The following is a 25,237-nucleotide window of genomic DNA, read 5'->3' as shown; positions in this document are numbered from 1 at the left end:
TAGCCGACCCCAGGGCGACGCGGTGGGCCATACCTGGAACCTCGTAGCCTGCGCATGGTGGCCAAAGAGGATCAGCAGACCGACGACCTCAACTCCCAGGCCCCAGCTGATCGTCAGTGGCCACTGCTACGGCTGTGGTCGGCGGCGCGAGTCCAGAGGGACAGATCGCTGCTCGTCGCCACGGCAAGTGTCTGCCCGGAGGGCGAGAATCCAGCGGCACGGAGCTCGGAGTAGTGGGAGTGGAAGATGTGCCACCAACCCTCCCCATGCGGACCGGAGTGCGGCAGACCACCGCCGCGAGAGAGCAGCACACGTTCGTTCGGCCAAGCCGGGGCAACGACCTCCAGCTTCCAGCCATCTTCGTCGGCGGTGTGCAGTCCTCCGCCGAAAAGCCCCGCGACGCGCACCCTGATTCCGGCGACCGGTCCCAGCCCAGGACACCACTGAGCGGGATCCGCGTCACGGCTGTCGTCCTCGGCGTCCGGGTCACGATCCCGTGCGATCTTCTCCCCCGTGACGGCGTCGAAGAGCCCGTGGCCGTCGTGCGAGACGACCATCACCAAGTCCTGGCCGGTGCCGGGGTGCGAGGCGAAGCCGATACCGAGAAGTCCACCGACCGGGGCGTACGCCACGCGCCGCCAGGGCTCGGGAGCCTGTACCACCGGGGCGGCGAGGAGTCTCTGCCTCATCGCCTGCTGGTACGGGGAAAGCTCCGGCTCAGGAACCGGCTGGTCGACCGGAGGTCCGTCCTTCGTCCGCTTCGTCACACGTCCATGATCCATACTTCGACGCGTTCACCCAACTGTGTTGATACGGGCCACGGGCGACTCCGGCCCTCCATGAGTCCGGGAGTCGGGCGAACCGGGCTTTATGGCCTACGTCGGGCTTCGCTCACCTACCCCGGATTACGGCAACCGGTGCGAGGGCCCCTTGGACTTTGCAGGCTGCTTCGGAGTGCCGTGAGGTGTTGCGTGGGCGGGGTCGTTCTTGCCGCGGGGCGGGTGCGCGGCCGGCCCGTGGAGGTCAGGGGCGCGGTGTCCTGGTGAACCCTGGCGTGTCAGGGCTACCACGTCGGAGGAGTCTCGGTTCGTGTCGGCGGGATCGGTGTGGGATCCGGACGGCGGGGCGGAGGCGCGGTGGGAACCGGTGGAGGCGGCGGCACCGGGGCCGCTCTCGGGAGTCGCCGTGCTTGCGGGCGGGTGGACGGCGGAGGGCGTCGCGTCGGTGCGGTTGTCGCTGTGTCCGTCGGTGCTCGCGGCGATGGTGAACGTCGTTCCCAGGGCCACGGTGAGTGCGGCCAGGGCGGTTCCGACGGCCAGGCGGCGGTTGTGCCGAAGGCCGCCCGGAAGATGGGGACGCGTGACGGCCACCTTCTGCGTGCGTATGCCCTCGAGGTCGGTCGTACGCGCGCTGGGCGGCGTCGGGATCGGCTCGCTCACGGCGTTCAGGTCCATCGAGGTGAGCAGCGCCGCGCACTGCTCCGCGTCCGGGCGCGTCTCGGGGGCCCGGGCGGTCATGGCCCGCAGCAGGTCCGCCAGGCCGGGGGCGAGCCAGGTGGGGATCGTGGGCGGGCGGTGGAGGCGGGCGATGGCGGCCTCCAACGGAGTGCCCTGGTACTCCAGTTCCCCTTTCAGGCACTCCAGCAGGACCAGGCCGAGAGCGTAGACGTCCGTGGGCGGTCCGACGGGCCGTCCCTCGACCTGCTCCGGCGCCAGATAGGCGGCGGTGCCTGTCAGGGCGTCCGGTGCCGTGTGGCGTGTGGCGTTCGTCAGGCGTGCGATGCCGAAATCGGCCAGGTGGGGGTCGCCGGTCGTGTCGAGCAGGACGTTCGACGGTTTGATGTCGCGGTGCACGATGCCGGCCCGGTGGACGTGGGCGAGCGCTCGCGCGAGGGCGCCGCCCAGCTTGGCCACGCGCCGCTGAGGCAGCGTTCCGCTCGTGAGAAGGCCCCGCAGCGTGGGGCCGTCGACCAGTTGCATGACCAGGTAGGCGCGGTCGTCGTGGCGGCCGGAGTCGTAGACGGTGACCAGCCCGGGGTGTTCCAGGCGGGCGAGCAGGACGGCCTCCGCCGCGAGGCAGTTCTCGGGTTCCGGGTCCGAGCCCGGCCGGAAGACCTTGACGGCCACCGGCCGCCGAAGGCGCATGTCGATTCCTTCGTAGACGTCGGCCATGCCGCCCGAGCCGATTCTGACGCCCAACCGGTAGCGTCCGGAGAGGACTTGAACGGACTGTGCGTCCCCTGTCACCGGCGGGGGCGCCGACAGGGCTGCTGATCGGGGGACGTTCATCTGCTCTCCGTTGCTGTCACCGCGTACCGGACTCGACCATGAGCCGTGCTCTGCGGCGGGTACCCCGGGCCGTATGGGATATCCGGAGGAAGTCGACCTTGTGATGGAGCGGGGATCGGCCGATCCAGGCCGGTGCCGGTGGGGCCGGTGGAACAGCAAGTCGGTTCCACCTTCGCCGTGGCCGCCACGCGATCGTCAACGACAGCATGGCGCAGTGGAATTGGGGTATTCGGACGTGCGCGGCCACCGTCCGAGTCGGCGCTGACGGGGCTGCAGTGCGCGAGACCCACTTCCCCCGGGGCCTCGCGCGGGAGGTCCTCCCGGCCGTCGAGTCCCCCCTCGAACCAGGCCGGAGGACGTGGGCCGGAGCCGCCGACGGACCCTTGGGTGTCTGGGCTCCGGCCCGCCCGCTGCTCCTTCCGCCCGGCCGACGATGACGGGCACGGGCGGCGCTCCGGCGTGATCGCCGTGGTCACCAGGTGGCAGCCGACGTGTGTGAGAGAACTTTCCTGCGGACCAGAGATGCGGGGAAGGGCCGCTTCGACCTCCCCAGGTACCACGGCCCCTCCCCGGGCAAGCGCCATGCCGGATACCCAGGTGATCCGATTTCATGCACTGCCAGCCCTGAGCCGCTCCTGCGGCAGCCCGCGAACGCCCCCGCTGAACGCCCGTCGCTCATGCGCCACCTACGTCGGCGCCCCCAAGAGTGGCGACCTCGCGCACGGCCGTCGCGATGGCCGGGGCGTCCTTCTTCAGCAGCGCGCCGTGGTTGCTTGCGACCTTCGCGCTCACCTTGATGTGCGGGTTGCGGGCGGTCACCGCGTCGAGGCCGGTGCGGATCCGTTCCTGCTCGTCGCCGCGGCTGCCCAGGGACGTCCCCGAAGCGACCACGTACCGCACCGGGACGGTGATGGCGTCCAGTACGGGAGCCAGCTCGCTCTCGCGGGAGAGCCTGCCGAGTTCGATGTTGCAGTCCGCCATCTGGTCGGCATTCATCCGTGGAGTCAGACCCGTCGGGCGCAGCAGCGGCAGGAACCGGCCCCACTGCCGGAACTGCTTCCGGATCCGCTGCTCCATGGCCTCGTCCAGCCAGTCGTAGGGGAAAGCGCCGTCGACCATGACCGCACCGACGGTGCGCTCCGGATTCCGGGCGGTCCAGTGCGCCCCGACGAATGCCCCGTACGACCAGCCCACCACCAGTGCCCGGTCCACACCCCTGGCCGCCAGAACGGCATCGACATCGCGGACGGCGGCCTCGAAGGAGTAGTCCGCCGAACGCTGCGACTTACGGCCGCGGGCCCGTTCGTCGTAGGTGATGTGCCGCCATGCCGGGCCCAGTTCGGCGATGACCCGCCGCCAGTAACCCTGCGTGGCGAACTGGCCGTTGAGGTAGATCACGGGGACGCCGGGGCCGCCGGTGTCGGTGACGGCCAGGGCCGTGTCGTCGACCGGCACCATGCCGGTCCAGTTCGAGCTGGTCGAGGAAGGGCTGTGCTTGGTCATGTCGTCTCCTTGGTCGCGCTGTCGCGCTGTCGCGCTGTCGCGCTGTCGCGCTGTCGCGCTGTCGCGTCGGGTGTCTTGTGCGGGTTGTTCTGCGGTCCGCTCCTGAGGAGCGGACCCCTGGGCGGCCCGGCCGGGCCGCCCAGGTCGCGCTCGTTCAGAGGCTGCGGGCGGTGATGTCGCCGCGGGAGGTGGTGGCGCGGATGTCGAGTTCGGTGGTGCCGTCGTTCTTGAGGGAGTTGCTGACGCGGCCGTAGGCGGTGTCGGCGTCCAGGGCGGCCGAGACGCCGGCGGCGGCACCGACCGAGATGTCGCCGGACTGGGTCCGCAGAACGACCGTGCCGCGCACGGCCTCGGTGATGCGGATGTCGCCGCGCGCGGTGCTGATCTCCGCGGGACCGCCCAGCCGGCCGACCTCCACGTCGCCGTCGGTCGCGGTGAGTTGGAGGCTCCCGGCCTCGTCGATCTTGATGTGGTGGTACGCGCCCTCGAAGGCGACGTCGCCCAGGCGGCCGACGCTGCGCAGCTCGGAGCTGGCGGTCTTGGCCTCGACGCGGGAGCCGGCGGGCAGCTGGACGGTGATCTCCAGGGATCCGGAAGGACCGGAGAGCCGGCTCTCGGACTCGCCGGTGCTGATCCGCAGGACGCCGTCGGCGTAGACGGCGGTGGTCTGCTCGGCGGCCTGGACGTCGCGGTTCTTGGAGGGGTTGGCGGGCCGGACGTCGACGGTGGTGTCGGCGCGGTCGGCGGCGATGAACTGGATGCGTCCGGCGGGGATGTTCAGGACGGCGGAGATCGGGGCGGGGGTGGCGAACTTCTGCATCGTGCTCTCCTTCATCGGGCATCGGATCGGGGGCTCTGCGGCCCGCCGTTTCTGATGAAGGAAACGCTACGTTGCATTCATGGATTTGAGAACCGTGTTATTGCGCTTGAAGGATATAGAGGCAGGTCAGCGTGCAGAGATCGTTGCAACAGTCTCCCGCCTAACGCAACAACCCTCACGCCGAACGTTGCAATGATATGGAAGTGAACGCTATTCTCCGGTGCAACCACGAACCGCGAAGGAGCCCCGGATGCCGGGAGGCAGACTCACCCAGCAGGAACGTCAGCAGATCGCGTTGGGGCTGGCCGACGGTCTCGCCTACGCGGAGATCGCCCGGCGTCTCGACCGCCCGACGTCGACCATCACGCGCGAGGTCATGCGCAACGGCGGCCCCACCGCCTACCGTGCCGACCTCGCCCACCGTGCCACCGAACGCCGCGCCCACCGGCGCAAGCAGGCAGCGCCGAGCAATGTGCAGGCGCCCCCGCAGGCTTACGGGCGCGACGCCGAGGCCGTGCGGGAGTACGAGGAGACGCTCACCACCGTACTCATGGGCTCGGGCGCGCCCAAGATGATGGCCCGGGTGCTGGCCTGCCTCTACACCACCGACGCGGGCAGCCTCACCGCGGCCGACCTCGTGCAGCGCCTCCAGGTGAGCCCTGCGTCCGTCTCAAAGGCGATCGCGTTCCTGGAGGAGCAGGGCCTCGTGCGCCGGGAGCGCGACGAGCGGCGCCGTGAGCGATATGTCGTCGACGACGACGTCTGGTACCAGTCCATGATGGCCAGCGCCCGCGGCACCGCCCAGCTCGGCGAGACGGCGCGGCAGGGCATCGGCGTCCTCGGCCGCGGCACCCCGGCCGCGACCCGCCTGGAGAATATCGCCCGCTTCGTCGACTTCGTCTCCGAGAGCATCGCCCGTGCCGCGGATCAGGCCCGCGAGGTCCTCCACGCCAAGTCCGGGGCGGCGTCGGACGACACCGCCGCCGAGCAGCGGCAGTAGTGGCGTCCGGGCCACGGGCGGGACGTCGGCCCGTCGCCCGTCGTCGCCTCAGCCGATCGGCACCGGCATGGGCTGGACCGCGTAGTCGAGGCGGATGGTGTCCCCGGTGACGGGGTCGCCCAGTTCCACCGTCCAGCCGTCGGCGAACTGGTCGACGCCGGGCGCCATGGGGATGGTGCCGGAGATCAGGACGGTGCCCGGGGTGAGGGCGTCGCGGGAGCGCAGGACGTCCACCCAGTAGGCGGGGGTGAGGAGTTCGGCCAGGGTGCCGTGCTGGATCTCGGTGCGCGTGCCGTCGTGCGTGACCCAGGCGCGCAGGGTGAGCTCGTCGATGCGGGACTCCACGTCGGCCAGCCGCCAGGCGCGGCGGGCGAGGACGTCGGGTCCGGCGTTCTTGCTCCAGGCCACGCCGTGCACCTCGAGGTCGCGGTCGGTGTGGTCGCAGGCGGCCGTCAGCAGCAGCTCCCCGCCGTCCGCGACGACGAGCGCCCACTCCGCCTCGCCCGAGGTGCGCCCGTGCTGGGCCTGGACCCGGTCGGTCTGCTGGGCGAGGTAGGGGGAGACGGGATAGAGGGCCGGCGTCACCGACGGTCCGGGAACGCCCAGCTCGGCGAGTTCCGCGACGTGCGCGGCGACGTCCTGCTGGCTGCGACCGGCGTACCCGGCGTTGAGGACCTGGACGACGTCGACCTCGCGGGTCGATCCGTCGGGCAGTTCGAAGGTCAGCACGGCCATGAGGGCACTCCCAGAGATCGGATCCACGGTGAAGTATTCGGCGCAGGGGGTTGCGCATACGACCTGTATACAAGAAGTATGCCGGAAGGTCGATGTCCCCGAGCAAGGATGGGAACCATGCCCCGCACCCCGAAGGACGACATGAAGGCGTCCGCTCGGCACTCCGGCGTCCGCCGGGCCTTCGTCGCGAGCCTGACCGGAACCGCACTGGAGTGGTACGACTTCGCCGTCTACTCCGCCGCGGCCGCCCTGGTCTTCGGCGACCTGTTCTTCCCCTCCGAGGACCCGCTCACCGGCACACTGCTGGCGTTCTCCACCTACGCCGTCGGCTACGTCTCGCGCCCCCTGGGCGGCTTCGTCTTCGGCCGCCTCGGGGACGTCATCGGCCGCAAGAAGGTGCTGATGGCCACGCTGGTCCTCATCGGGGTGGCCACCTTCCTGATCGGTGTCCTGCCCGCGTACTCGACGGTGGGCGTGGCCGCCCCGATCGCCCTTGTCGTGCTGCGCTTCGCCCAGGGCGTCGGCGTCGGCGGCGAGTGGGGCGGCGCCGTCCTGCTGTCCAGCGAGTTCGGCGACCCGCGCCGCCGCGGCTTCTACGCCTCCGCCGCCCAGGTCGGCCCGCCCGCCGGCAACCTGCTCGCCAACGGCGTCCTGGCCGCACTCGGCGCGCTGCTGACCGAGGCGCAGTTCGAGTCGTGGGGCTGGCGCGTGGCCTTCCTGCTCTCCGGCGTCCTGGTCGCATTCGGGCTGTGGGTGCGGGCCAAGCTCGAGGAGACCCCGGTGTTCAAGGCGATGGAGGCCGAGCACTCCCGCCCCGAGGCGCCGATCCGCGAGGTCTTCGCCACCCAGCCCCGCGCCCTGCTCGCCGCGATCCTGTGCCGCGTCGGCCCCGACGTGCTGTACGCCATGTTCACCGTCTTCGTCCTGACGTACGCCACCAACGAACTCGGCATGTCACGCGGCTCCGCCCTCGCTGCCGTCCTCATCGGCTCCACGCTCCAGGTCTTCCTGATGCCGCTCGCCGGTGCCCTCTCCGACCGCGTCAACCGCCGCCTGCTGTCCGGCTGTGCCGCGCTGGCCGCCGCCGTGTGGCCCTTCCTGTTCTTCCCGATGATCGGCGGCGGCAGCTGGCTGCCGCTCGCCGCCGGTGTGGTGGTGGGCCTGGTGATCCACTGCTGTCTCTACGGGCCGCAGGCCGCCTTCATCGCCGAGCAGTTCTCGCCCCGACTGCGCTACACCGGGTCCTCCCTCGCCTACACGCTGGCCGGGATCATCGGCGGCGCGATCGCCCCGCTGCTGTTCACCAGCCTGCTGAGCGCCTACGGCACCTGGGTGCCCCTGGCCGCCTACATCGCCCTCGCCTCGGCCGTCTCCCTCGCCGGGATCTTCCTCGGGCGCGACCCCGAGGCCGCCGTGCACGAGGACACCGCGCTCGCCGCGCCGAAAGCCCGCAGCACGGCGGACGCCACCCCCACCAACCCCTGACCCCCGACCCCTCCGAGGAGGAACCGCGTCATGCGGATCGCCCTGAGCCAGCTCACCACCGGCCCGGCCCCCGACAAGAACCTCCGGCTCGTGGAGGAGTGGACACTTCGCGCGGCGGACGCCGGAGCCCGCGTCGTCGTCTTCCCCGAGGCGTCGATGGCCTGCTTCGGCACCCGGTTGGCGCCGCTCGCCGAGCCCCTGGACGGGCCGTGGGCCGACGGCGTACGGCAGATCGCGCAGGCCACCGGGACGATCGTCGTGGCCGGGATGTTCACCCCGGCGCCCGGAGGCAGGGTGACCAACACCCTGCTGGCCACCGGACCCGGTGTCGAGGCGTCGTACGACAAGATCCACCTCTACGACGCCTTCGGGTTCCGCGAGTCCGACACCGTCGCGGCGGGCTCGGCCCCGACGGTGATCGACGTGGACGGCGTCCGGCTGGGCCTGGCCACCTGCTACGACGTGCGGTTCCCCGAGCTGTTCCGGGCCCAGGCCGATGCCGGTGCCGTCGCCACTCTGCTGGCCGCGTCCTGGGGCGCCGGGCCCGGCAAGCTCGAACAGTGGGAGCTGCTGGTGCGGGCGCGTGCGCTGGACGCCACGGTGTGGCTCGCCGCGGTCGGCCAGGCCGACCCCGGCGGCGAGCCGGGCTCCGCGCCGACGGGCATCGGGCACAGCCGCGTCGCCGGACCCGACGGCACCGTCCGGCACGCCCTGGGCGCCGGGCCCGAGCTGCTCGTGGCCGATCTGGACCTCGACGAGGTCGCCGCCGTGCGGCAGAAGACGTCCGTACTGGCCAACCGGCGCCCGGAGGTGTGGCGATGAGCAAGCCCGAGCTGGAGTTCCACCTCCCCGACGGGCCCTGGAGCGCCCCGGCGGGGTCCGGCCCCGGCGTCGAGGAGCGCGTCCTGGCCGACGACCCCGAGCGCGGCTGCCGCACCGCACTGGTCCGCTGGGCACCGGGCACCGACACGTCGGCCGGCGGCGTGGCACACCACGACTTCTGGGAGGAGGTCTACCTCGTCGAGGGCGCCCTGCACGACCTCACCTTGGACCGCACCTTCACCGCAGGCATGTACGCCTGCCGCCCGCCCGGCATGCCCCACGGTCCCTGGACCTCACGGGAGGGCGTCACCATGCTGGTGATCACCTACCCCTGAGCGATCGCCTGCGCCGCCTTCATCCGCCGGACGGACCCTAGCCCGCGAGCAGCACCTTCAGCGTCGATTCCAGATGGTGGTCGATGGCGGCGCACGCGGCCCGTGCGTCGCCCGCGGCCAGGGCGTCGACGATCGCATCGTGTTCTTCCATCACCGCTTCCTGGCGGCCCTGCTGGTTGAAGAGCGCGACCACTCCGGCGCGGACCTGGCGGCTGCGCAGGCCGTCGTAGTGGCGGTCCAGGAGGGTGTTGCCGACGGCGGAGACCAGCGCGGAGTGGAACTGGTGGTCCACGTCGATGAACTCCTTTGCGTCCTCGGCGCCGGTGAGCTCGCGCTGCCGGTCCAGCAGCGAGCGCAGCTCCGCCACGGGCGCCCGTCCGGCGGAGACCAAGTGCTCGGCGGCGTAGCGCTCGACGATGCCCCGCAGCTCCATGAGCTCACGGATCTCGCGTCCCGTCAGCGGCGCCACCCGGGCGCCCCGCTTGGGCACGAGCTCGACCAGGTCCTCGGCCGCGAGCTGCAGCAGCGCCTCCCGGATGGGCGTGCGCGAGACGCCGATGCGGTCGGCGAGGTCCTGCTCCGAGAGGAAGGCCCCCTGCATCCCGGGGTCCGTCAGCACCGTGTCCTTGAGATACGCGTACGCCTTCTCCCGACCGGACGCCACGGCAACCCCCAGACATCGCATACAGCTTGTATACGGACGCTACCACGGGCCGGCGCTCGAAATACCGGCTCGAACACCGAGGCCGGAGGACTGGAGTGCTGTAAGGATGAGCATCCCTGGCCCCTTCTGGGGCAGCCGTCTCATATGCTCTGAACCAGCAGGGAGATGCCCATCCATGACAGACGAGCAGGCGGCGGCTGACGATCAGGGTCAGCACGGACCCACAGAGATCACCTACTCCGAACAGTTCTATCCGGCGCGTCCGCGATCTCTGCGACCTCGCGCGCGCCTGAGGCCGCAGGGACAGCCCCGGCCCCACGAGCGAACCGGAGAGCCGGTCGGCACCAACCCCGACTACGTGTCATGGCTGCTGCGCAGCTCCATGCTCCAGGACGCCCGGGACCTCGCCGTGCAGCTCACCGGCCAGGGCAGCATGTGGCAGAACCCCTTCGCGCGGCCCGACCCCAAGGCCGCCGTGAGCGTCGCCCCGGTGTGGTTCACGGCGTATCCGATCTCTCTCATCACCCGCCCCGGCGACAGCTTCCTCGGCACGCTGGCCGACCCTGAGCTGTGGCGCACCTTCGCCGACATCGGGATCCGGGCCGTGCACACCGGGCCCGTCAAGCGCGCGGGCGGAATCTCGGGCTGGGACCCGACCCCGAGCGTCGACGGCCACTTCGACCGCATCAGCACCGCCATAGACGCCGCGTTCGGCACGGAGGACGACTTCCGGCGCATGTGCCAGGTGTCCGCCGACCACGGCGGAACCATCATCGATGACATCGTGCCCGGTCACACCGGCAAGGGGCCCGACTTCCGGCTCGCCGAGATGAACGTCGGCGACTACCCCGGCATCTACCACATGGTCCAGGTCGAGCCGGAGGACTGGCACCTGCTGCCCGAGGTACCGGCGGGACGCGACTCGGCCAACCTCGACACCGAGGCCGAGGAGGCGCTGGCGAAGGCCGGCTACATCATCGGCGCCCTGCAACGGGTGATCTTCCACGACCCGGGCGTCAAGGACACCAACTGGAGTGCGACGGCCCCCGTCCTCGGACCCGACGGCATCACCCGGCGCTGGGTCTACCTGCACTACTTCAAGGAGGGCCAGCCCTCCATCAACTGGCTCGACCCGACCTTCGCCGGCATGCGGCTCGTCATCGGCGACGCCCTGCACTCGATCGGCGACCTCGGATCGGGCGCGCTGCGTCTGGACGCCAACGGCTTCCTGGGCGTCGAGAAGAGCGCGGAGGGTCTGCCGGCCTGGTCGGAGGGGCACCCGCTGTCGGAGGCCGCCAACCAGTTGATCGCCAGCATGGTGCGCAAACTGGGCGGCTTCACCTTCCAGGAGCTCAACCTGACCGTCGACGACATCAGGATCACCTCCGAGGCCGGCGCCGATCTCTCGTACGACTTCGTCAACCGGCCCGCCTACCACCACGCCCTGGCGACCGAGGACACCGAGTTCCTGCGGCTCACGCTGGGCATCGCCCTGGAGAGCGGGGTGGCGGCCGCCAGCCTCGTGCACGCCCTGCAGAACCACGACGAACTCACCTACGAGCTGGTCCACTTCGCCACGCTGCACAAGGACGACCACTTCACCTACCACGGCGTCGACGTCACCGGCGGCCAGCTCGCCGAGCACGTCCGTGCCGAGCTGGTGCAGAGGCTGACCGGCCCCGACGCGCCCTACAACGCCATCTTCACCACGAACGGCATCGCCTCCACGACGGCCACCATCATCGCCGCCGCGCTCGGGCACGAGTCGCTGGACAACCTCGCCAACCAGGACGTGCGGGAGATCAGGAGGGCCCATCTGCTCCTGGCGATGTTCAACGCCCTTCAACCGGGCGTTTTCTCGCTCTCCGGCTGGGACCTGTGCGGCATGCTGACGCTGCCTCGCGAACAGGTGGGCGGCCTGCTGGCCACCGGTGACACCCGATGGATCCACCGGGCCGCCTACGACCTCATGGACTACCGGCCCGAGGCGACGGCGTCCGGATCGGGCATGCCGAAGGGACACAGTCTCTACGGCAGCCTCCCGTCCCAGCTCGCGGACCCCAACTCCTTCGCCTCCAGCCTGAAACACCTGCTGAAGGTGCGCGAGGACACCGGGATCGCCACCGCCGACCAGATCGAGATCCCGGCGGTGCCGCACCCCGCGCTGCTCGTCATGGTCCACCGCATCCCCGAGAGCGACCAGATCCAGGCGACCGTCCTCAACTTCGGCTCCACATCGGTCGCCGGCTCCGTGGCATCGGAGCACTTCCGGCCGGGCGCGCGCGCCCGGGACGCCCTCACCGGCACGGAGGTCGGCGTGGTCGACGATCTGCGCGCCCTGAACGTCGAACTGCCCGGCCACGACGGCTTCTGCCTGCTCTTCGAGGAGTAGGCCGGGAGCGGCACGAAGGGGCGAACGCGCCGTGCGCGGCGCCGCTTTCGCCCCTTCGCCGATGCCTGTCAGGCAGCCTTGAGCAGCTCCCGCAGCTCCGCCGTGTCGATCAGGTGGGCGCGGGAGGGGAACACCTCGTCGACGAGCACCCGGTGGACCTCGGGGCGGGAGTCGGCGACGCCGTCGGTGAGGACGTAGACGCGGTAGTCGCGGTCGGCCGCGTCGATCAGGGTCGACAGGACGACGCCGCTGGTGCTGATGCCGGAGAGGATCAGGGTGTCGATGCCGCGGTCGCGCAGCTGCTCGTGGAGGTCCGTGTTCGAGCCCGGCCCGAAGCGGATCTTGCGGACGACGATGTCGCCGTCCTCGGGGGCGATGCGGGTGTCGATCCGGGTGGCGTCGTCCTCGTGATGCATCAGCTTCGCCGCGGCGACCGCGCTGAACGTCTTGTTCGTCGCCGGGACCTTCGCCCAGTCGTCCTCGGTGAAGGCGACGCGGACGTAGCCGATGGTGGCGCCCGCGGCGCGAGCGTCGGCGATCACGTCCTTGACCCGGGTGACGAGCGCGTCGGGCTCGGCCACCTGCGCGAGGATCCCGTTCTGGAAGTCCATCGCGAGCAGGGCGGTCCGGGCGGGGTCGATCGAGGGGGCGGCGGGGGTGGTCATGCGTGGTGCTCCTTGCGGGGGTTCGTTGCCGGTTCGGCAGTGCGGGCAGGGGAGTTGTGGGGGAGTGGGGCGTCGGGTGCGCCCTGCGTCCTGGGCGCCGTCAGCCGGCGGTCCAGGAGGGTGAGCAGCAGGACGGCGACGCCCGCCGCCACCAGGACGAGGCCGAGGGTGTGCAGGCCGTGGTCGCCTGCGCCGTCGCGGAAGACGATGCCGGCGATCACGGAGGAGGTGATGGTGCCGAGGTATCCGAAGGTCCGGAACAGGCCGGAGGCGGTGCCGATCTGGTCCGCCGGCGCGGCGATGTAGAGGGCGGTCTGGTTGCCGACGGTGGAGGCAGCCGACGTGACGCCGAAGATCAGGGAGACCAGGACGATCGCGACGGCCGGGCTGTGCGAGGTGAGCAGCACGAGGCCGCCGGAGCCGAGCACCATCGTCACGGCGGCCGCGATCAGCGGGCCGCGCACCAGGTTGCGGCGGGCCAGCGGCCGCGAGAGCAGCGCGGAGACGGCGCCCATGGGCAGCAGCAGGAGGCCCGCCGCCACGGTGGAGTAGCCGTGGGCGGCCTCCGTCCACTGGGTCATGCCGTACATCACGGTGTAGACGCCGAGCAGGGCGAGGGCCTGCCGGAGGTAGGTGCGGGCGAGGGCGCCGTTGGCGGCGAGTCCGCGGAAGTCGAAGAACGGCGCGGTCCTGCGCAGCTCCCAGACGACGGTGGGGACGGCGGTCACGGCGAAGACGGCCAGGGCGGCCCACCTCGCGTGCGGGAGGGCCGTGAGGAAGACGACGAGTGAGGTCATCGACGCGGCGAAGCCGAGGATGCCGGGCAGGTCGATACGGTCGGCGATCTGACGGAATCCGCTCTGCGCGCGGTCGAGGACCGGGTCCTTGGGCAGCTGGCGCAAGGTCATCGTCAGGGCGATCGCCGTGACGGGCAGATTGACGAGGAAGGCCCAGCGCCAGCCGGCGGCGCCGACCAGGAGGCCCCCGAGGGGCGGGCCGATCGCGGCGGTGGCCATGCCCGCCATCGCGAGGCCGCCGAGCACGCCGCCCGGCGGTGCGTCCAGGCCGGCCCGGGCGGCGCGGCGTCGTATGAGCACCATCGCGCACGGGAAGCCCGCCGAGGTGCCGACGCCGATCAGGACGCGGGCGGCGGTCAGCATCGCCAGGTTCTGGCCCAGGCCGCCGATCAGACCGCCGAGCAGTACGAGGAGGATGCCGCTGAGGAAGACGCGGCGCGGCCCGAGGACCTCCGCCAGCTTGCCCGCGGTCGGCTGGGCGATCGCGCTGGCCAGGTAGAGCGAGGAGACGAGGACGGTGGTGGCGCCCACCGGGACGTGCAGTTCGCCCGCGATGGGCACCAGTGCGGTCGCGACGATGGAGCTGTTGATCGGGTTGAGGGCGGAACCCACGTACAGCGGGGTGGTGAAGGACCACGCGAAGGGCTCGTGCCGCGGTTCGGGCGCCGCGTTCTCGCCCCGGCGGGTGGTGGGGCTCATATGCCGCCGCCGCGCAGGTCGGCGTCGGCCAGCCGCTCCAGGATCTCGATGGCCTTCTCCACGTCCGCGCGCTCGTCCGGGGCGATGACCTCGTCGATGGCGCGCACCAGGAAGTCGGAGCGGCCGGTCAGGAGCCGGTCGAGCAGTTCCGTCGCGGACGCGTCGGCGCTGACCAGCTTCTTGCGGCCGTCCTGCGGATCGGGCGCGGTGTGGATCAGGCCGGCGGTCTTGAGCACGGCCAGGCTCTGCGCGATGGCCTGAGCGCTGACGTGTTCCAGCGCGGCGAGCCGGGCCGCGGTGAGGGGGCCCTGCCGGATGATCCTGCCCAGCACGGCGATCTGGGTCGGGGTCAGCCCGGTCGCGTTCTGCCCGGACTCCGCACGCAGGCGTGCCCGCAGCCGCTTCATCGCGTCCTGAAGACGCTGCGCGGCCACGGCGGAGGCGGTGGACTGCTGCGGGCGGGGGTCGGTGGTCATGCCGACCACCGTAAAACTCCTCAAGCAACTTTGCCAAGTTGCTTGGCTAATTCTCGGAGGCGTGCGGTTCGCCTGCCGTGTCGGCGCAGGTCACCCGGAGAGCAGCGCGGCCCCGCTGCCCGGGGTGAGACCACCCGGGGCGACGGGGCTGCGACCAGCTGCCTGGCCTTGCTCCACCGCGCTGCCGTCCTTATGCGGGCGGCGCGGTGGTGTGGGAACCGGGACTAGGCGACGACGCCGGAGTCCTCGACGACGATCTTCTTGGCGGTCGTCCCCGAGCGGCTGCCGAGGGCCTCGACGGCCTTGATGACGTCCTCGCCCTCGACGACCTCACCGAAGACGACGTGCTTGCCGTCCAGCCACGGCGTCACCACGGTCGTGATGAAGAACTGCGAACCGTTGGTGCCGGGGCCCGCGTTGGCCATGCTGAGCAGGAACGGCCGGTCGTGCTTCAGCTGGAAGTTCTCGTCCGCGAACTTCTCGCCGTAGATGCTCTTGCCGCCGGTGCCGTTGCCGTTGGTGAAGTCACCGCCCTGCAGCATGAACTCCGGGATGACCCGGTGGAAGGGCGCACCCTTGTAGCCGTACCCGTTCTGGCCGGTCGCCAGCTCACGGAAGTTCCGCGCGGTCTTCGGCACGACGTCGTCGAACAGCCGGAAGACGACGCGGCCGAGCTTCTCGCCATTGGCCGAAATCTCGAAATAAACGTTCTCGCTCATGTCCCTGATTCTCCACAACTGGCGCGCCCAGGTCGAACAGGCCCCACGTGTGGGTGTCCGACCTGGCGTGGTATCCGGCGGGCCGGCGTGTGTCAGCCGGTGATGCGCAGGGCCCGCAACTGCTCCTGGAGCGGGCCCAGGCCGACGTCCCCACGACGCTCGTCCACGCTCTGCGGGCGGCGGATGGGATACGGGCGCAGTGTGCGGGGGTTGATCCGCGTCCCGTAGTACTGCGGCTGGCCCAGGTCGACGGCGCACTGGTCGGCGATGTACGCGAGGTGTATGGCGGGGCTGTGCCCGTCCGCCATGGCGTCCGCGATCAGGTCGCGGCACCTCAGCCGGAAGCCGAGGTCGGGGGCGTGCAGCAGGATCATCAGGGCCGCGGTCGAGGCGGGCGAGCCGACCAGGTCGGCGTGCGGCCAGCCGTAGCGGCCGACGATCGCCGCGAGTGCCTGGCCGTTGTCCCGGTGGCACTGGGCGATGCGGTGCTTGCGCAGCGGCGTGGGATCGGCCTGCGCCTGGCGCGTCAGCTGCCGGTCCTCGTCCGCGCGGCGCAGCAGCTCGGCCGCCAGGGCCGAGGCAGCCGCCAGGGGCGCTGCTGCCGCGGTGGGCGCGGCCGGCGCGGCGGCCTCCGGTGGTGCAGCGTCGCGGGGTCCGTCACCGTGCGCGCGGCCGTTCACGCCGCTGCCCACTCGCCCCGCCCTGCCCTTCACGGTGTCGCTCCCCTTCGTCCGATCGCGAACCACACCCGCTTGCCCTGCGTCCCCGGCTCGGGTGGTGCCGTGCCCCAGCCGTCGGTCAGCGCGGAGACGATGGCCAGCCCGCGCCCCGACTCGGCCACGTCGTCCGCCGGCCGTGGCCGCGGTGGCACGGGGGAGCGGTCGGCGACGAGGACGCGCAGCGTGTGCTCGGTGCACTCGATGGCGACGGTGACCGTGTCGTCCGGACCGCGGCTGGCGTGTCTGACGGCGTTGGCGAAGAGCTCGCCGGTCGCCGTCGCCGCGTCGTCGAGCCGCTCGGGATGCGGCAGCAGTGCCGCCAGGCGCTCGGTGACCAGGCGCCGTACCGCGGTGCCCCAGGCGGGGTCGGCCGGGAAGGTGGAGCGCAGAAGCTCGTCCACGACCGGTCTGGGAGGGCGGAGCCGGGCGGTCGGCACGTGGGTGACGGCGGTGTCCGCGTCGGGTGCCGGTGGGGGTGACGGCGTGTGGCGCGATGAAGCCCTGAAGGCCGTCATCGAACCTCCTTCGTACGCAGCCCTGTTGTGGGGTGGCTGCCCCGGTGGCCGTCGGTACCGGCGGTGGGCCGGCGTGCCGAGGTCCGGAGGTGAGGTGCAGCGGCCGACCCGTCGGAACATCAGTTCCCTTGGCGCCAACGGCAGTTGGGCGCAACGTAAGGGCACAGTGCGACAGGTCACCAGATCACTATGACGTCCAGCAATCTCAGCTCGCAACCTTCGTTCCGATAATTTCAGATCTATCGCATCGTTCTGTCGGCGTCATGGCGTTCGTGGCAGACTGCAGAGCGTGACCGCCGTTCCGGGAGGTGGAACGTGGGGGAGAACCGCTCGGGCGGCAGCGCGCCGACGGTCCTGCGGATCGTGCTCGGCAGACGCCTGCGGGCCCTGCGTGTGCGGGCCGGGGTGTCGTTCGAGGACGCGGCGGGGGCCCTCGGGGTGACGTCGCTGACGGTCCGCCGGATCGAGAAGGCCGAGGTCGGGCTGCGGATCCCGTACGTGAGGGAACTGCTGTACCGCTACGGGGTCCCGGCGGCGGAGATCGAGGACTTCGTCGCCCTGGCCAGGGAGGCCAACCGGCCCGGGTGGTGGCACGCCTTCCGTGACGTGCTGCCCGAGTGGTTCAGCGCCTACGTGAGCCTGGAGAGCGAAGCCAGCGTCATCCGTCTCTACGAACCCCACTACGTGCCGGGCCTGTTACAGACGTACGACTACGCGGCCGCCCTGCTGCGCACGGGCTTCCCCGGCACGCCGAAGGACGAGATCGACCGCCGCGTGTCCCTGCGCCTCAGGCGCCAGGACCTCCTCGACAAGCGGGACGGCCCGGCCGTGTGGGCCATCCTGGACGAGACGGTGCTGCGCCGTCCCGTCGGCGGGGCCGAGGTGATGCGGGCTCAGATCGACCGGCTGGTCGAGTGCTTGGCCAGGCCGAAGGTCCGTATCCAGGTCATGCCCGTCTCCGTGGGCGCCCACCCCGGCGCCTTCGGCCCCTTCCACCACTTCCGCTTCGGACTCTCCGAACTGCCCGACGTCGTCTACGCCGAGAACCTCACCGGTGCCGTCTACGTGGACCGGCCCGAGGACGTCGTCGCCCATCTCGAAGTCCTGGACCGGATGTCCGTTCAGGCGGAGCCGGTCGCACGAACCAGGGAGATCCTGGGTGACCTGCGTAAGGAGTTGTGACCATGGGAGCCGAAGGACGCGTCTACAGCGGTATGCCGGCCGCCGGCCTGGGAGCCGAGGGCTGGCACAAGCCCTGGAGCGGGACCAACGGGGGCAGTTGCGTGGAGGTGAAGCGACTGCCCGACGGCAGCGTCGCCTTCCGCCAGTCCGCGGACCCCGAAGGGCCGGCACTCGTCTACACCCGCGACGAGATGATCTCGTTCCTGAAGGGCGCCAAGACCGGCCAGGCGGACTTCCTCGTCGCTTGAGCACGCAGCCCCTCACCCGGCGGGAGGCCCCGGCTCCTCGTGACGGTGGCACGCCGCCGGCGCCGTGCCACCGCACATCGAGGTGGCGCAGCCCCCTGTAGGACCGAGGGGTAAGCCGTTGCCGCGCAGCACCTCGCGGACGTCCAGGATCAGGGGGAAGACCTCGTGGTTGCGGTCCCCGCCCTGCTTTTCCCAGGACCGCTGCTCTGCCTCGACGGCCATCCGGTCCTCGGCGAACACCCGCTCGGTGAAGCGTCTGATGAGCGGCCAGGCCAGCTGAAGCACACCCGGCACGCGAGGCTTCTCGATCATCAGCAGGCCGTAGGTGTGACAGATCCGCTGCTCGGCGTCCTCGGGCACGTACGCGGCCCACAGCCGGAACGCAGGCCGCTCGGCACCCTCCGGCACCAGGTCGAGCGTCTGGTACGGATACTCCGTACGAATGGTCATGAAATCGCTGGAGCCGCGCCCTGTGAGGCCCTCGCCGGCCAGGATGCCGGCGCCGCGATTCCGCTTCCCTCCCGCGTGCGTGAAGCGATATCTGGCTTCCACCGAACGTGCGTCGGCCCGGTGTCCCAGCAGCTCGGGACGGATCCTGCCGACCACACCCCGGTGCAGGAACTGGTGGTTCATGTCGAGGAGGTTCTCGTGCAGGAACGAGTAGTGGCAGCGCACGGTCCGCGAGAACGTCATGGTCCTGCAGCGTGCCGAGCCCAACTCCGGCAGCGTGGGCAGCGGCGTGTCCGCCGCCCGCTCGGGGGCGCCCGGGAAGACGAACACCAGGCCGTACGTCTCACGGACCGGATAGCCGCGCACCCCGCGCGGCGGCCGGCCGTCACCCTTGGACAGATACGGGATCTGCGAGATGCGGCCGTCACCGCGGTAGGCCCACGCGTGATAGCAGCAGCGCAGTGCGTCCCCCTCCACGACGCCCATGCTCAACGGCACCTGCCGGTGTGCGCACCGGTCCTCCAGCGCGTGCAAGGTCGGCTTCGCCGTGCCTTGTCGTGCGATGCCCTGAGAGACGATCGCTCCCTATTTTGGCTGATTCGGTATCGGTCATCCCTTTCCTCAGCACATGGGAAACGGCACGGACAGTCCCCGCGTCGCGCCCGAGCCGGCCGTCGCCTCCGGAGTCACTCTCCCGTGGGGAGGGGGTCCGAAGGCAGGTTCCATGACCGCAGCTTGTCGGGGTTGAGGATCACCCAGACATGCGCGACGCGGTGATCGGCCACATCGAGGCAGATCACCGCGGCCACCCGGCGCTCGTAGCGGACGACCAGCCCCGTCCGCCCGTTGACGGACTGCGCGCTCAAGGTGGTACGCGGCCGGCGCGCGAGCAGTGTCAGCAAGGTGCGGGCCACCTGCAGGCCCCCGTGGACCGGCCGGTCCGGCGCCCTGACCTTGCCGCCCCCGTCGACGAACGCCGTGGCCCGCGCGCACAGCAGCGACGCCAGCAGCTCACCGTCTCCTTCCCGGCACGCGCGCCCGACCGCACGCACCACGGCGTCCTGCTCCCGCGGCGCGACCTGCCGCGCGCGCTGCGTCCGCACGCTCTCCCGGGCCCGCTCGGCCAGTTCGGCATACTCCGGCCCGCTGCGTTCCACGATGTCGGCGACCTGTTCCTGGGCCGTCCCGAACAGATCGCCGAGCACGAACGCGGCCCGCTCGGGCGGCGACAGCACGTCCAGCGCTGTGAGCAGGCACTGCTGCGTTGTGGGCAGGCACTCCTGCTCAGGCCCGCCGTCGCGCTGCCCGGTGCCGGCCAGGCGGCTCAGACAGCCTTGCCCCGCGGTCTTCGCCAGCCAGGACCTCGGCCGTGCGATCTGCCGACGCGCCTCGTCCGACAGCCCGTACCAGCGGCGATAGACCTCGTCGACGACCCGCTCCGCCTCCCCGGCGCTGCCGAGCATCCAGTAGGCCACGTCCAGCAGATACCGGCGTTCGTCGACCAGATCCGCGATCGGCACCGCGTCCGCCTCGTCCATACGGCATCCCCCCTCCCGCGCCAGGGCTTCAGCGGCATCGGAGTCCGACCGGCACATCCATCTCGGCATGTCGGTTCACCTTGTCCGACCGGGCACCCGCGGATGTTGTGACAGGCGTCTTTCCGCCGGACGCCCCCGCGGTGACGCACGACACTCGCCCCCGTGTCACATCTGCGCCGGTTGTCCTGTCTCACCTACAGAGACCGGTACCACTCCCGGCGAAGCTGGAGGTGCGCTTCCCATGAGCGCCGTAAGAGGAGATCCCGCCCTGCCCTGGCCCGAACGGGCCGCCTGTCTGGGGCAGGACCCCGAGCTTTTCTTCCCCGTGGGCAACAGCGGTCCGGCGCTCGTCCAGATCGACGAGGCCAAGGCCGTCTGTGGACGGTGCCCGGTCGTGGAGCAGTGCCTCCGCTGGGCCCTGAAGGCGGGGCAGGTGGACGGCATCTGGGGCGGCACCACGGAGAGCGAACGCCGGGCGGCGAGCCGGCGCGACGTCCACCAGGGCCAGGACTCGGTCACCACGGCGGCCTGATCGCAACTCTTTCTGACACTTCACGGAATGGCGGTGATGGGGCGTGGGTGACGGACTCCAGGAGCACGATGCATCAGAGCGGGGTAGAGGCGAAAGGGTCGCCGAATGGGCCGACGGGCGTCTGGGTCTCTACAACCTGATGCGGGGAAAGGCCCGGAAAGCCTTTCCCGACCACTGGTCGTTCCTGCTCGGCGAGATCAGCCTCTACAGCTTCGTCGTCGTCATCATCACGGGCATCTATCTGACGCTGTTCTTCCACCCGTCGATGAACCAGGTCGAATACCACGGCAGTTACGCACCGCTGCGCGGTCGAATGGTGTCCGAAGCCTTCGACTCGACGATGCACATCTCCTTCGACGTCCGCGGCGGTCTGCTCATCCGGCAGGCCCACCACTGGGCCGCGCTGGTCTTCGTCGCCGCCATGCTGTGCCACCTGATGCGCGTCTTCTTCACGGGCGCCTTCCGCAAGCCCCGCGAACTCAACTGGGTCTTCGGATTCCTGCTGTTGGTCCTCGGCATGTTCGGCGGCCTGACCGGCTACGACCTGCCCGACGACCTGCTGTCCGGCACCGGGCTCGCCGTCGTGAACGGCACGATCCTCTCCATCCCGATCGTCGGCACGTACCTCTCGATGTTCCTTTTCGGAGGCGAGTTCCCCGGGCACGATCTGGTGGCCCGCTTCAACACGATCCACGTGCTGATCATCCCGGCCCTGATGGTGGGACTGCTGGTCGCTCACCTCTTCCTGGCCCTCGCCCACCGGCACACGCAATACCCCGGCCCGGGGCGCACCGAGAAGAACGTCGTGGGCCTGCCGCTCAAGGCACGGGCCCTGAAGTCCGGGGGACTCTTCTGCCTCGTGGCCGGCGTCATCTTCGCCGTCGCCGCGGTCGCACAGATCAACCCCGTCTGGCGGTACGGCCCTTACCGCGCCGACCAGGTCTCGGCCGGGTCGCAGCCCGACTGGTACATGGGCGTTGCGGACGGCCTGCTGCGGGTCATGCCCGGCTGGGAGCTCACCTTCTGGGGCCACACCCTGGCGCTGGACAACCTGATCCCGCTGCTCGCGGGCGTCGCCGTCTTCGCCGCGATGGGCGTCTACCCGTTCATCGAGGCATGGGTGACCGGTGACGACCGTGAGCACCACCTGCTCGACCGCCCCCGAAACCGCCCCGTCCGTACGGCCCTTGGCGTCTCCTGGATCAGCTTCTACCTGGTGGCCCTGCTCGGCGCCGCGAACGACATCATCGCCACCCGCTTCCATGTCGCCGTCGAATCGGTGACCTGGGCGGTGCGCATCGGCCTCGTCGTCGTACCTCCCCTCGTCTACGTCCTCACCAGGCGCTGGGCACTCGGCCTGCAACGCCAGGATCGCGACAAGGTGCTGCACGGCCGCGAGACCGGCATCATCAAGCGCATGCCGAACGGTGAGTTCGTCGAGGTGCACGAGCCTTTGAGCCAGGAGGAGTTGGCCCTTCTCACGCAGCGCGACCAGTACCGTGCGATCGGTCCGGGCCGCTCGGCCGACGGGGAAGACCCGGACGACGGATTCCGCCCGGTGCGCCGCCTGCGTGCCGCGCTGAAGCGCACTTTCTACGGCGCGCAGGTCCCGATCGACGAGCCGACCGAGCGAGAGCACCAGGAGATCACGGCCGGGCCCACGCCACCGGCAGGCAGGTGAGCGATACCGGCAGGCAGGTGAGCGATCGTCGACGAGCCGGTGAGGATCGGCTGCTCCGACCAAGTGAAGTGGGCCCCCGCCTTCCGGCGGGGGCCCCCTTCGAGGGTTTGGCGCCACTGCTACTGCTGCTGTGCGAGCCAGTCCGCGAACCTGGTTCCAGCGAGGTGCGCGTCAGGACCCGGCAGGAGGGTGTTCTCCTCCAACTCGGCACCCCAGTAACGCGCTTGGGGGTCCGTGACGACCTTGCGGGGGTCGCCCACGGCGGAGAGCCCCATGCGGACGAACTCCTCGAGCTCGAACGCCTCCGGCCCCCCGACCTCCACCACGCCGCCCACCGGGTCGCCCACCGCGGCGCGGCCGACGGCCGCGGCCACGTCGTCGGAGACCATGGGCTGGATCTTGGCGGCAGGCAGGCGCACGGTGTCGCCCTCGGTGACCCCGTCGGCCAGTCCCTTCGCGAACTCGAAGAACTGGGTGGCGTGGACGATGGTGAACGGGATGCCGGACGCCTTGATCAGGTCTTCCTGGACCTGCTTGGCGCGGAAGTAGCCGCTCTCCTGGAGACGGTCCGTGCCGACCACAGACAGCGCCACGTGGTGTCGCACACCCGCCTCCGCCTCCGCCTTCAGCACGTTGGTGGTGGAGGTGCGGAAGAACTCCATGACCGCATCGTCCGCGAAGGAGGGGGAGTTGGACACGTCGACCACGACCGGCGCCCCCTCCAGCGCCTCGGCCAGCCCCTCGCCGGTCAGCGTGTTGACGCCGGTGTTGGGCGCCGCCGCAACCGCCTCGTGCCCGTGCTCCTTCAATTTGCCGACCAGCTTCGAGCCGATGAGCCCGGTGCCACCGATCACTACGATCTTCATGACGGATTCCTCTCGGATTCTTCTTGGGGAAGCAATTCGCTCTGCATCAAGAGAGACCGGACAGGTCCGCCATGTGTGACGGGGTCACTCGGCGAGCTTTCCTTCCGTCGAGATCTCCTGCATCAGAGAGGAGATCTCGTCCGGGACGGCCGGAATGCTCTCGCGGGTGACGCCGGTGTTCGGGGACCACACGAGATTGACCTGGAGCGCGGGGTCCTGGCCGGGGAAGTCGCTGCGGTTGTGGCAGCCGCGTGTCTCGCGACGCTCCAGGGCCGATTCGAGGGTGGCCCGGGCCGCCAGAGCGGCGGACTTGAGGTCGAAGGCGTGCGCGAGGTCCTGATAGCCGGCGATGTCCGGGTGCACGCCGACGTCCTCCATCCGCCTCTCGATCTCCGCGAGTTCCGCGAGCCCGGCGCGCAGCCCCTCTTCGTTGCGTACGACACCGGCGTGCTCGGTCATGGTGTTGCGCAGGGCGCGCTGCAGGGCGCGTACGTTCTCCGTCCCGTCGGCGGCCAGCAGTTCGTCGACCTCCGCGCGGGCCTCGGCGATCGCCGACGCCGACCGGCGCTGCGCGGTCAGGGACTCCGAGTACGCGGCCGCCGCCCGGCCCGTGAGCCGGCCGAACACCAGCAGCTCGATGAGGCTGTTCCCGCCGAGCCGGTTGGCCCCGTGCAGCCCGCTGGAGGCCTCGCCGATGGCATACAGGCCGCGTACGTCGGTGCTGTGGTCCTCGGGCCGTACCCACACCCCGCCCATCGAGTAGTGCGCGGTGGGCGCGATCTCGATCGGCTCGCGGGTGATGTCCAGCATCTGCAGGTCCAGCAGCGTCTGGTAGACGCGGGGCAGCCGCGTCATGATCGTCTGCCGGGGCAGGTGCGACACGTCGAGCCATACGCCGCCCTTGGGCGTCCCGCGGCCCTCCTTGATCTCCATGTAGGAGGCCAGCGCCACACGGTCACGCGTGGACAGCTCCATGCGCTCGGGGTCGTATCGCGCCATGAACCGTTCCCCGAGCGCGTTGCGCAGGACGCCGCCCTCACCTCGGGCGGCCTCGCTGACCAGGGTGCCCGCGGCGTTCTCCGGCTCGATGATCCCGGACGGGTGGAACTGCACCAGCTCCGCGTCCCGGAGCCGGGCCCCGGCCTCCACCGCCAGGCGGAAGGAGTCACCGGTGTTCTCGTCGCGCCGTGACGAGGTGCGCCGCCAGATCCGCGTGTGGCCGCCCGCCGCCAGGATGACGGCGTCGGCGTGGATCAGATAGCGCCTGCCGTTCGTCTGGTCGAAGCCGTACGCACCGAAGACGGCGCCGTCGTGCACCAGCAGCCGGGTGATGTACACCCCGTCCAGTACGGGGATGGCGAGCTGCTCCGCGCGCCGGACGAGGGTGCGCTGGATCTCCAGGCCGGTGTAGTCACCGGCGAACGCGGTCCGCCGGAACTTGTGCGCCCCGAAGAACCGCTGGGAGATCCGGCCGTCCTCCTCCCGGGCGAAGGGCATGCCATAGCGCTCGAGATCGTCGATGCCGCGGGCGGCGCCCTGGGTGACGATCTGCACGGTCCGGGGATCGGCCAGCAGATAGCTCTCCTTGAGCGTGTCCGCCGCGTGCTGCTGCCAGCTGTCCTCGGGATCCATGGTGGCCAGCGCCGCGTTGATGCCTCCGGCGGCGAGCGCCGTGTGGGCGTCGTCCTTGGGACGCTTGCCGATCGCGAGCACGTCGACCCCGGCCTCGGCCAGTTCGATCGCCGCACGCAGGCCGGCGCCTCCGGTGCCGATCACCAGCACCATGGTGGAAAGACGTTGTTCGGTGAGGGCCACGGTCATCTCCGGTCGCCAGGGTTGTCATCTGTTTCCTTCAGTACGACCGGGGCGACGAGGTAACTGTGACACCGCTCCGCTGCTTCTGCCACCGCGCACCTGCGGCAGCACGTCGGGCGCAGGACCGGCGGGGGTGTCGCTGTCGGTGACCGGCGCGGTGAGCTCCGGCGCCCAGCCGTCGAACTCCGCCACGATCCGCGCGGCGGTGCTGGTGGCCCAGCACCTCAACCGCGCCCGCGAGCAGGACACCGACGGCGACGGACAGCCTGTGCCGGGGGCACGCCCTCCACG

At 70.8% G+C, this 25,237-nt stretch carries 24 protein-coding genes and 1 pseudogene; 9 read left to right on the top strand and 16 right to left on the bottom strand.

The window, feature by feature from the left end; translation table 11 throughout:
- Positions 1-113: 113 nt before the first annotated feature.
- From ACIBN2_RS18285 to ACIBN2_RS18270, 4 genes are all read right to left on the bottom strand, one after another.
- A complete protein-coding gene (locus ACIBN2_RS18285; RefSeq protein ID WP_399135827.1) occupies positions 114-689 on the bottom strand; it encodes a hypothetical protein in 576 nt (191 codons plus the stop codon).
- 216 nt (positions 690-905) lie between these two features.
- The gene (locus ACIBN2_RS18280; protein ID WP_399135479.1) at positions 906-2,288 is read right to left on the bottom strand and encodes a serine/threonine-protein kinase; all 1,383 of its coding nucleotides are present in this window, start codon (positions 2,286-2,288) and stop codon (positions 906-908) included.
- Positions 2,289-2,963: 675 nt separating this feature from the next.
- Positions 2,964-3,791: an alpha/beta fold hydrolase gene (locus tag ACIBN2_RS18275; protein WP_399135478.1), complete on the bottom strand. Its 828-nt coding sequence runs from the start codon at positions 3,789-3,791 to the stop codon at positions 2,964-2,966.
- 154 nt (positions 3,792-3,945) lie between these two features.
- Entirely contained in the window at positions 3,946-4,611 is a 666-nt protein-coding gene (locus ACIBN2_RS18270) for a DUF4097 family beta strand repeat-containing protein (RefSeq protein ID WP_399135477.1), read from the bottom strand.
- Between the two features lie 250 nt (positions 4,612-4,861).
- Here ACIBN2_RS18270 and ACIBN2_RS18265 point away from each other — a divergent pair, with 250 nt between their 5' ends.
- Entirely contained in the window at positions 4,862-5,611 is a 750-nt protein-coding gene (locus tag ACIBN2_RS18265) for a helix-turn-helix domain-containing protein (protein WP_399135476.1), read from the top strand.
- A 48-nt stretch (positions 5,612-5,659) separates the two neighbouring features.
- Here the strand turns inward: ACIBN2_RS18265 and ACIBN2_RS18260 are convergent, their stop codons facing one another.
- The gene (locus tag ACIBN2_RS18260; RefSeq protein ID WP_399135475.1) at positions 5,660-6,346 is read right to left on the bottom strand and encodes a DUF2848 domain-containing protein; all 687 of its coding nucleotides are present in this window, start codon (positions 6,344-6,346) and stop codon (positions 5,660-5,662) included.
- Between the two features lie 117 nt (positions 6,347-6,463).
- On the opposite strand from ACIBN2_RS18260, the gene ACIBN2_RS18255 reads away from it, so the two are divergent.
- Genes ACIBN2_RS18255 through ACIBN2_RS18245 form a run of 3 tightly spaced genes read left to right on the top strand, consistent with a single transcriptional unit; the run spans position 6,464 to position 8,988 of the window.
- Positions 6,464-7,831, top strand: a complete 1,368-nt coding sequence (locus tag ACIBN2_RS18255) for an MFS transporter (protein ID WP_399135474.1) — start codon at positions 6,464-6,466, stop codon at positions 7,829-7,831.
- Between the two features lie 30 nt (positions 7,832-7,861).
- Entirely contained in the window at positions 7,862-8,653 is a 792-nt protein-coding gene (locus tag ACIBN2_RS18250) for a carbon-nitrogen hydrolase family protein (RefSeq protein WP_399135473.1), read from the top strand.
- On the top strand, positions 8,650-8,988 hold the full coding sequence (locus ACIBN2_RS18245; protein WP_399135472.1) for a cupin domain-containing protein: 339 nt from the start codon (positions 8,650-8,652) through the stop codon (positions 8,986-8,988). The genes ACIBN2_RS18250 and ACIBN2_RS18245 overlap by 4 nt, the downstream gene beginning before the upstream one ends.
- Positions 8,989-9,025: 37 nt before the next feature.
- Here the strand turns inward: ACIBN2_RS18245 and ACIBN2_RS18240 are convergent, their stop codons facing one another.
- Positions 9,026-9,652 carry a GntR family transcriptional regulator gene (locus tag ACIBN2_RS18240; RefSeq protein ID WP_399135471.1) on the bottom strand — a complete coding sequence of 209 codons (627 nt, stop codon included), beginning with the start codon at positions 9,650-9,652 and terminating at the stop codon, positions 9,026-9,028.
- Positions 9,653-9,827: 175 nt separating this feature from the next.
- Between ACIBN2_RS18240 and treS the strand changes: the two genes are divergently transcribed.
- Positions 9,828-12,044: a maltose alpha-D-glucosyltransferase gene (gene treS / locus ACIBN2_RS18235; RefSeq protein ID WP_399135470.1), complete on the top strand. Its 2,217-nt coding sequence runs from the start codon at positions 9,828-9,830 to the stop codon at positions 12,042-12,044.
- A 68-nt stretch (positions 12,045-12,112) separates the two neighbouring features.
- On the opposite strand, the gene ACIBN2_RS18230 is transcribed toward treS, so the two are convergent.
- The 6 genes from ACIBN2_RS18230 to ACIBN2_RS18205 all read right to left on the bottom strand — a co-directional run bounded on the left by ACIBN2_RS18230 (position 12,113) and on the right by ACIBN2_RS18205 (position 16,634).
- The gene (locus ACIBN2_RS18230) at positions 12,113-12,709 is read right to left on the bottom strand and encodes a cysteine hydrolase family protein (RefSeq protein WP_399135469.1); all 597 of its coding nucleotides are present in this window, start codon (positions 12,707-12,709) and stop codon (positions 12,113-12,115) included.
- Positions 12,706-14,205: an MFS transporter gene (locus tag ACIBN2_RS18225; RefSeq protein ID WP_399135468.1), complete on the bottom strand. Its 1,500-nt coding sequence runs from the start codon at positions 14,203-14,205 to the stop codon at positions 12,706-12,708. Before ACIBN2_RS18225 ends, ACIBN2_RS18230 begins: the two co-directional genes overlap by 4 nt.
- The gene (locus ACIBN2_RS18220) at positions 14,202-14,681 is read right to left on the bottom strand and encodes a MarR family winged helix-turn-helix transcriptional regulator (RefSeq protein ID WP_399135467.1); all 480 of its coding nucleotides are present in this window, start codon (positions 14,679-14,681) and stop codon (positions 14,202-14,204) included. Before ACIBN2_RS18220 ends, ACIBN2_RS18225 begins: the two co-directional genes overlap by 4 nt.
- A 224-nt stretch (positions 14,682-14,905) precedes the next feature.
- The gene (locus ACIBN2_RS18215) at positions 14,906-15,400 is read right to left on the bottom strand and encodes a peptidylprolyl isomerase (RefSeq protein WP_399135466.1); all 495 of its coding nucleotides are present in this window, start codon (positions 15,398-15,400) and stop codon (positions 14,906-14,908) included.
- A gap of 92 nt (positions 15,401-15,492) precedes the next feature.
- Positions 15,493-16,113, bottom strand: a complete 621-nt coding sequence (locus ACIBN2_RS18210) for a DUF6624 domain-containing protein (RefSeq protein WP_399135465.1) — start codon at positions 16,111-16,113, stop codon at positions 15,493-15,495.
- Positions 16,110-16,634 (bottom strand): ATP-binding protein, encoded by a 525-nt coding sequence (locus ACIBN2_RS18205; RefSeq protein ID WP_399135464.1) that lies wholly within the window; start codon positions 16,632-16,634, stop codon positions 16,110-16,112. Before ACIBN2_RS18205 ends, ACIBN2_RS18210 begins: the two co-directional genes overlap by 4 nt.
- A gap of 315 nt (positions 16,635-16,949) precedes the next feature.
- Between ACIBN2_RS18205 and ACIBN2_RS18200 the strand changes: the two genes are divergently transcribed.
- Both ACIBN2_RS18200 and ACIBN2_RS18195 read left to right on the top strand, forming a co-directional pair.
- On the top strand, positions 16,950-17,816 hold the full coding sequence (locus ACIBN2_RS18200; RefSeq protein ID WP_399135463.1) for a DUF5753 domain-containing protein: 867 nt from the start codon (positions 16,950-16,952) through the stop codon (positions 17,814-17,816).
- A 2-nt stretch (positions 17,817-17,818) separates the two neighbouring features.
- Positions 17,819-18,064: a DUF397 domain-containing protein gene (locus ACIBN2_RS18195; RefSeq protein ID WP_399135462.1), complete on the top strand. Its 246-nt coding sequence runs from the start codon at positions 17,819-17,821 to the stop codon at positions 18,062-18,064.
- Between the two features lie 12 nt (positions 18,065-18,076).
- Here ACIBN2_RS18195 and ACIBN2_RS18190 read toward each other — a convergent pair.
- Together ACIBN2_RS18190 and ACIBN2_RS18185 are read right to left on the bottom strand one after the other, a co-directional pair.
- Positions 18,077-19,048 (bottom strand): annotated as a pseudogene (locus tag ACIBN2_RS18190) (Rieske 2Fe-2S domain-containing protein); the annotation flags it as partial.
- 152 nt (positions 19,049-19,200) lie between these two features.
- Positions 19,201-20,052 (bottom strand): RNA polymerase subunit sigma, encoded by an 852-nt coding sequence (locus ACIBN2_RS18185; protein ID WP_399135461.1) that lies wholly within the window; start codon positions 20,050-20,052, stop codon positions 19,201-19,203.
- Between the two features lie 241 nt (positions 20,053-20,293).
- On the opposite strand from ACIBN2_RS18185, the gene ACIBN2_RS18180 reads away from it, so the two are divergent.
- The gene (locus ACIBN2_RS18180; protein WP_399135460.1) at positions 20,294-20,584 is read left to right on the top strand and encodes a WhiB family transcriptional regulator; all 291 of its coding nucleotides are present in this window, start codon (positions 20,294-20,296) and stop codon (positions 20,582-20,584) included.
- Positions 20,585-20,723: 139 nt separating this feature from the next.
- Positions 20,724-22,265: a cytochrome bc complex cytochrome b subunit gene (locus ACIBN2_RS18175; RefSeq protein WP_399135459.1), complete on the top strand. Its 1,542-nt coding sequence runs from the start codon at positions 20,724-20,726 to the stop codon at positions 22,263-22,265.
- 119 nt (positions 22,266-22,384) lie between these two features.
- Here the strand turns inward: ACIBN2_RS18175 and ACIBN2_RS18170 are convergent, their stop codons facing one another.
- Together ACIBN2_RS18170 and ACIBN2_RS18165 are read right to left on the bottom strand one after the other, a co-directional pair.
- Positions 22,385-23,131 carry an SDR family oxidoreductase gene (locus tag ACIBN2_RS18170; RefSeq protein WP_399135458.1) on the bottom strand — a complete coding sequence of 249 codons (747 nt, stop codon included), beginning with the start codon at positions 23,129-23,131 and terminating at the stop codon, positions 22,385-22,387.
- 84 nt (positions 23,132-23,215) lie between these two features.
- Positions 23,216-24,916, bottom strand: a complete 1,701-nt coding sequence (locus ACIBN2_RS18165; RefSeq protein WP_399135826.1) for an L-aspartate oxidase — start codon at positions 24,914-24,916, stop codon at positions 23,216-23,218.
- Positions 24,917-25,237: the final 321 nt, after the last annotated feature.

Origin of the sequence: Streptomyces sp. NPDC050534, assembly GCF_044457745.1 — a bacterium.
GTDB lineage: Bacteria > Actinomycetota > Actinomycetes > Streptomycetales > Streptomycetaceae > Streptomyces.
The sequence above is the reverse complement of the archived record's forward strand: the minus strand, read 5'-3'. Positions and strand labels throughout refer to the sequence as shown.

Bases quoted from the DNA above. Each gene is read 5' to 3' on its own strand.
- ACIBN2_RS18285 (WP_399135827.1), bottom strand. From the start codon at position 689: ATGAGGCAGAGACTCCTCGCCGCCCCGGTGGTACAGGCTCCCGAGCCC.
- ACIBN2_RS18280 (WP_399135479.1), bottom strand. From the start codon at position 2,288: ATGAACGTCCCCCGATCAGCAGCCCTGTCGGCGCCCCCGCCGGTGACA.
- ACIBN2_RS18275 (WP_399135478.1), bottom strand. From the start codon at position 3,791: ATGACCAAGCACAGCCCTTCCTCGACCAGCTCGAACTGGACCGGCATG.
- ACIBN2_RS18270 (WP_399135477.1), bottom strand. From the start codon at position 4,611: ATGCAGAAGTTCGCCACCCCCGCCCCGATCTCCGCCGTCCTGAACATC.
- ACIBN2_RS18265 (WP_399135476.1), top strand. From the start codon at position 4,862: ATGCCGGGAGGCAGACTCACCCAGCAGGAACGTCAGCAGATCGCGTTG.
- ACIBN2_RS18260 (WP_399135475.1), bottom strand. From the start codon at position 6,346: ATGGCCGTGCTGACCTTCGAACTGCCCGACGGATCGACCCGCGAGGTC.
- ACIBN2_RS18255 (WP_399135474.1), top strand. From the start codon at position 6,464: ATGCCCCGCACCCCGAAGGACGACATGAAGGCGTCCGCTCGGCACTCC.
- ACIBN2_RS18250 (WP_399135473.1), top strand. From the start codon at position 7,862: ATGCGGATCGCCCTGAGCCAGCTCACCACCGGCCCGGCCCCCGACAAG.
- ACIBN2_RS18245 (WP_399135472.1), top strand. From the start codon at position 8,650: ATGAGCAAGCCCGAGCTGGAGTTCCACCTCCCCGACGGGCCCTGGAGC.
- treS (WP_399135470.1), top strand. From the start codon at position 9,828: ATGACAGACGAGCAGGCGGCGGCTGACGATCAGGGTCAGCACGGACCC.
- ACIBN2_RS18230 (WP_399135469.1), bottom strand. From the start codon at position 12,709: ATGACCACCCCCGCCGCCCCCTCGATCGACCCCGCCCGGACCGCCCTG.
- ACIBN2_RS18225 (WP_399135468.1), bottom strand. From the start codon at position 14,205: ATGAGCCCCACCACCCGCCGGGGCGAGAACGCGGCGCCCGAACCGCGG.
- ACIBN2_RS18220 (WP_399135467.1), bottom strand. From the start codon at position 14,681: ATGACCACCGACCCCCGCCCGCAGCAGTCCACCGCCTCCGCCGTGGCC.
- ACIBN2_RS18215 (WP_399135466.1), bottom strand. From the start codon at position 15,400: ATGAGCGAGAACGTTTATTTCGAGATTTCGGCCAATGGCGAGAAGCTC.
- ACIBN2_RS18205 (WP_399135464.1), bottom strand. From the start codon at position 16,634: ATGACGGCCTTCAGGGCTTCATCGCGCCACACGCCGTCACCCCCACCG.
- ACIBN2_RS18195 (WP_399135462.1), top strand. From the start codon at position 17,819: ATGGGAGCCGAAGGACGCGTCTACAGCGGTATGCCGGCCGCCGGCCTG.
- ACIBN2_RS18185 (WP_399135461.1), bottom strand. From the start codon at position 20,052: ATGGACGAGGCGGACGCGGTGCCGATCGCGGATCTGGTCGACGAACGC.
- ACIBN2_RS18180 (WP_399135460.1), top strand. From the start codon at position 20,294: ATGAGCGCCGTAAGAGGAGATCCCGCCCTGCCCTGGCCCGAACGGGCC.
- ACIBN2_RS18175 (WP_399135459.1), top strand. From the start codon at position 20,724: ATGCGGGGAAAGGCCCGGAAAGCCTTTCCCGACCACTGGTCGTTCCTG.
- ACIBN2_RS18170 (WP_399135458.1), bottom strand. From the start codon at position 23,131: ATGAAGATCGTAGTGATCGGTGGCACCGGGCTCATCGGCTCGAAGCTG.
- ACIBN2_RS18165 (WP_399135826.1), bottom strand. From the start codon at position 24,916: ATGGTGCTGGTGATCGGCACCGGAGGCGCCGGCCTGCGTGCGGCGATC.